This window comes from Nocardiopsis trehalosi NBRC 14201 (assembly GCF_001552555.1).
Taxonomy (GTDB): Bacteria; Actinomycetota; Actinomycetes; order Streptosporangiales; family Streptosporangiaceae; genus Nocardiopsis_B; species Nocardiopsis_B trehalosi.
This window is the reverse complement of record NZ_BCRK01000300.1, coordinates 1-3,954: the sequence shown is the minus strand read 5'-3', so window position 1 is coordinate 3,954 and position 3,954 is coordinate 1. Positions and strand designations below refer to the sequence as shown.

Genomic DNA, 3,954 nt, shown 5'->3' with positions numbered 1-3,954 from the left:
CGGGTGCCCCGCCCGCGCCGGGGCCGGTCGGCCGGGGGCGGTCGGCCCGGGTCAGCGGACGGGGGCGCCGGGGCCCAGCGGGATGCCGAGGGCCCACCAGCCGAGGAAGAGCAGCGTCCAGCCGATGAGGAGCACCACCGAGATCGGCAGGGTCAGCGACATCATCGTGCCGATGCCCGCCGAGCGCCGGTAGCGCTGGAGGAAGCCCAGGGCCATGACGAAGTAGGGGCTCATCGGGCTGATCACGTTCGTGGTGGAGTCGGCCACCCGGAACAGCGCCTGCGTGGTCTCGGGCGGCACGTCGAGCAGCATGAGCATCGGCACGAAGATGGGGCCGATGAGCGCCCACTGCGCCGATCCGCTGGTGATCAGCAGGTTGAGCACCGAGGTGATGGCGATGATCCCGAGGAACAGCAGCACCGGGTGCACCCCGGCGGAGTCGAGCACCGCGGCGCCGTGGATGGCGATGACCTCGCCTAGCCCGGTCCACTTGAAGTAGGCGAGGAACTGCGACGCGGCGAAGAACAGCACGAGCACGGGGGCGAGGTCGCGGACGCCGCCCACCATCGCCTCGGGGATCTCGCGGGCCCGGGTGATCGACCCGGTCGCGCGGCCGTAGACGGCGCCGGTCAGCAGGAACAGCAGGCCCAGCACGTAGGCGACGCCGGTGATGATGGGCGAGCTGAGCACGCCGCCGTCCTCGCCGCGCAGCGGCGAACCGGACGGGATGAGGGCGGCCGCCAGGACGGCGATCATCGCGAGGGCGACCAGGCCCGCCAGGCGCAGGCCGCGGCGCTCCTCGGGGCGCAGCACCATCTCGCCGAGGTCGTTGTCGGCGTCCTCGCCGTCGACCTCCATGCGCTCGACGGTGCGCGACAGCAGCAGCTCGGCCACCAGGGTGACCAGCACCGCCAGGATGACCGCGCTGACGGCGCTGAAGTAGTAGTTCGCCAGCGGGGTGACCACGTACCCGGGGTCGATGAGCTGCGCCGCGCTGGTGGTGAGGCCGGCCAGGATGGCGTCGGTGGGGGTGAGGAACAGCGAGGCGTCGTAGCCGGCCGAGATCGACCCGAACGCCACGATCAGGCCGAGGATGGGGCTGCGCCCCGCCGCCTTGAACACCATGGCGCCCAGCGGGATGAGCACGACGTAGGCCGCGTCGGAGGCCACGCTGCCCGCCACGCCCGCCAGCGCGAGCGCGAAGGTGAGCAGCTTGCCGGGGACGCGGGTGACGCTGCCGCGCAGCAGCGCGTTGAGCAGGCCGCTGCGCTCGGACACCGCGACGCCGAGCATGACCACGACGATCAGCGCCAGCGGGGGGAACGCCGCGTAGTTGGCGATCGCGTCGCCGATGATCGTCTGCACGCCCTCGGCCGAGAGCAGGCTGCGCACCTGGATGCGCTCGCCGTCGACGGGCGACACCGCCGACGCGCCGAGGGCGCTGAGCACCACGCTGAGCACGATGACCAGCCCGGCCATGATCGTGAACAGCCAGAACGGGTGCGGCAGCTTGTTGCCGACCCGTTCGACGGCGCCGAGGACGCGCATCACCACGGCGATCGACCGCTTGGGGTGCGTGGATTCGGGCGTGACCACAGGTGCTCCTTCGATCCGCTGCGAGGGGTGATCGAGCAGAACCGCCTCCCGCCCCGCTCTGACCTGTACATTCCATGACGGGTGACTGTTTTTGTCAACACTGGCTGCATAAGTGGTCGTTTCAGTCATCCGCGGGCGGGGGGATCGTGGCTATCATCCGACTGTGCGCGCACCCTCGCTGGACGACCTCGACCTGGACCTGGTGGCGGCCCTCCAGCGGGCCCCCCGGGCGCCGATCAACGTCCTCGCCGAGGTCCTCGGCAGCTCACCCAGCACCATCGGGCGGCGGCTCCAGCGCCTCCAGGCCGAGAACCTGCTCCGGGTGATCGGGCAGGTCGACTGGTCGCTGTTCTCCGACGCCCACCCCCGCCACGTCTGGCTGACCACCGACCCCGGCCGGTCCGAGCCCGTCGCCCGCCGCCTCGCCGAGCGGCCCGAGACCCAGCTGGTCGCGCTGACCACGGGCGGCGCCGACGTCTACTGCGTCGTCCACCCGGCGGGCCGCGGCCAGGTGCGCGACCTCCTCACCCACGCGATCCCCTCCGTCGAGGGCGTCCGCTCCACGCAGTCCGACCTCGTCCTGCGCCCGGTCACCCGGGCCGACTCCTGGTGCCTGGACCGGCTCAGCGCCGACCGCACCGCCGCGCTCGCCGCCTACGGCGACCCGGTCGCCGCCGACGCCGCGGACGGGCCCGGCGAACCGCCCACGGGCGCCGAGCGGCAGGCGGTCCGGCTGCTCTACCGCGACGCCCGCACCGGGTCGGCCGAACTCGCCCGCGTCCTGGGGGTGAGCCAGTCCACCGCCTACCGCATCACCCAGTCGCTGCTGGAGCGCGGCGTCATCCGCCCGCGGGTGGAGGTCGAGCCCGCGCTGCTCGGGATGGGCCTGGAGGTGGTCGTCTCGCTGGCGGCGCGGCCCGGCGCGGTCGCGCGGGTGGCCGGCGAGCTGGGCCGGCACCCCTCGGCGCGCTACGTGTCGGTGGTCGCGGGTTCGGGCTCGGTGATCCACCATGGGGTGTTCCGCGACGAGGCCGCCCTGGAGCGGTTCCTGTCGGTGGACCTGGCGGGGCTGCCCGGGGTGACGGGGGTGCGTGTGTCGGTGGTGCTGGACGTGCTCCGGCGCTACTGGATCATGCGCTCGGGCGTGCGCTTGGGCGCGGCCGCGGCGCCCTTCCCGGCGGCCCCGGCCGACTGAGACCCGCGGGGCGGCGCGCCCCGCGCCACCGGGCACCCGCGGTGCCCAGCGACGAAGGGGACACGGCATGGCCGAGCGACGGCGCCTGTGGATCGGCACCTACACCGCGCACTCCGACCCGGCGGGCGGCGGCTCCGGGGTGCACGAGGTCCACCTCGACACCGCCACCGGCGGACTCACCGGCGGCGCGCCCGCCGCCCCGGCGGACGGCCCGTCGTTCCTGGCCGCCCACCCCGGCGGCCGGCTGCTGTTCGCGGTCGCCGAGAAGCCGGCCGGCGCCGTGGCGGGCTTCGCCGTCGGCGCGGCCCTGACGCCCACCGGCACCGCCGCCACCGGCGGCGGGTCGCCGTGCCACCTCGCCGTGCACCCCGCCGGGCGGCACGTGATCGCCGCCAACTACGCCGACGGCCGGGTCAGCGTGCACCCCATCGGCGCCGACGGCGCGCCGGGCGCCCCCGTGCGGGTGGTCGGGCACACCGGCTCCGGCCCGGACGCCGACCGGCAGGAGGGGCCGCACGCGCACAGCGTCACGGTGGCGCCGGGCGGCCGGCACCTGCTGGTGGCCGATCTCGGCACCGACGAACTGCGCTGCCTGGCGTTCGACCCGGGCGCCGCCGACCCGGTCACCGGGGTGTCGGTGGCGACCCGGTTCCCGCCCGGCACCGGTCCGCGGCACCTCGCGGCGCACCCCGACGGGCGGCTGTTCGCGGTGGGCGAGCTGGACTGCCGGGTGCACGTCCTGCGGTGGGACCCGGCGACGGCGACGGCGCCGCCGGCCGACGCCGTCCCGGCGAGCGGGGCAGGGGGCGCCGGGAGCGCCTTCCCCTCCGAGATCGCGCTGTCCGCCGACGGCACGCGCCTCTACGTCGCCAACCGCGGCCCCGACACGATCGCCGCGTTCGACGTGACGGGGGAGCGGCCGCTGCTGCTGGCCGAGGAGCCGGCGGGCGGCGCCTGGCCCCGGCACTTCGCGCTCGTGGACGGCTGGATCGTGGTCGCCCTGCAGCGCTCGGGCGAGCTGACCTCGCTGCCGGTCGACCCGCGCACCGGCGTCCCGGGCCCGCCGGTCCACCGGCTGCCCGTGCCCGACCCCGCCTGCGTGCTCCCCGCCTGACCGGCTCCGCACCCCGCCCGGCGGGTCCGGAGCGGGGTGCGGCGGGGCC

The 3,954-nt window shown here is 75.5% G+C and carries 3 protein-coding genes; 2 read left to right on the top strand and 1 reads right to left on the bottom strand.

Annotated features, from left to right (window positions below; translation table 11 throughout):
• Positions 1 to 51: 51 nt before the first annotated feature.
• Complete coding sequence (locus NT8_RS27500) at positions 52 to 1,548, bottom strand: AbgT family transporter (RefSeq protein WP_084469339.1); 1,497 nt, start codon at positions 1,546 to 1,548, stop codon at positions 52 to 54.
• A gap of 211 nt (positions 1,549 to 1,759) precedes the next feature.
• On the opposite strand from NT8_RS27500, the gene NT8_RS27495 reads away from it, so the two are divergent.
• Both NT8_RS27495 and NT8_RS27490 read left to right on the top strand, forming a co-directional pair.
• Entirely contained in the window at positions 1,760 to 2,791 is a 1,032-nt protein-coding gene (locus tag NT8_RS27495; RefSeq protein WP_245646358.1) for an Lrp/AsnC family transcriptional regulator, read from the top strand.
• 67 nt (positions 2,792 to 2,858) lie between these two features.
• A complete protein-coding gene (locus tag NT8_RS27490; protein WP_067975853.1) occupies positions 2,859 to 3,905 on the top strand; it encodes a lactonase family protein in 1,047 nt (348 codons plus the stop codon).
• Positions 3,906 to 3,954 lie beyond the last annotated feature (49 nt).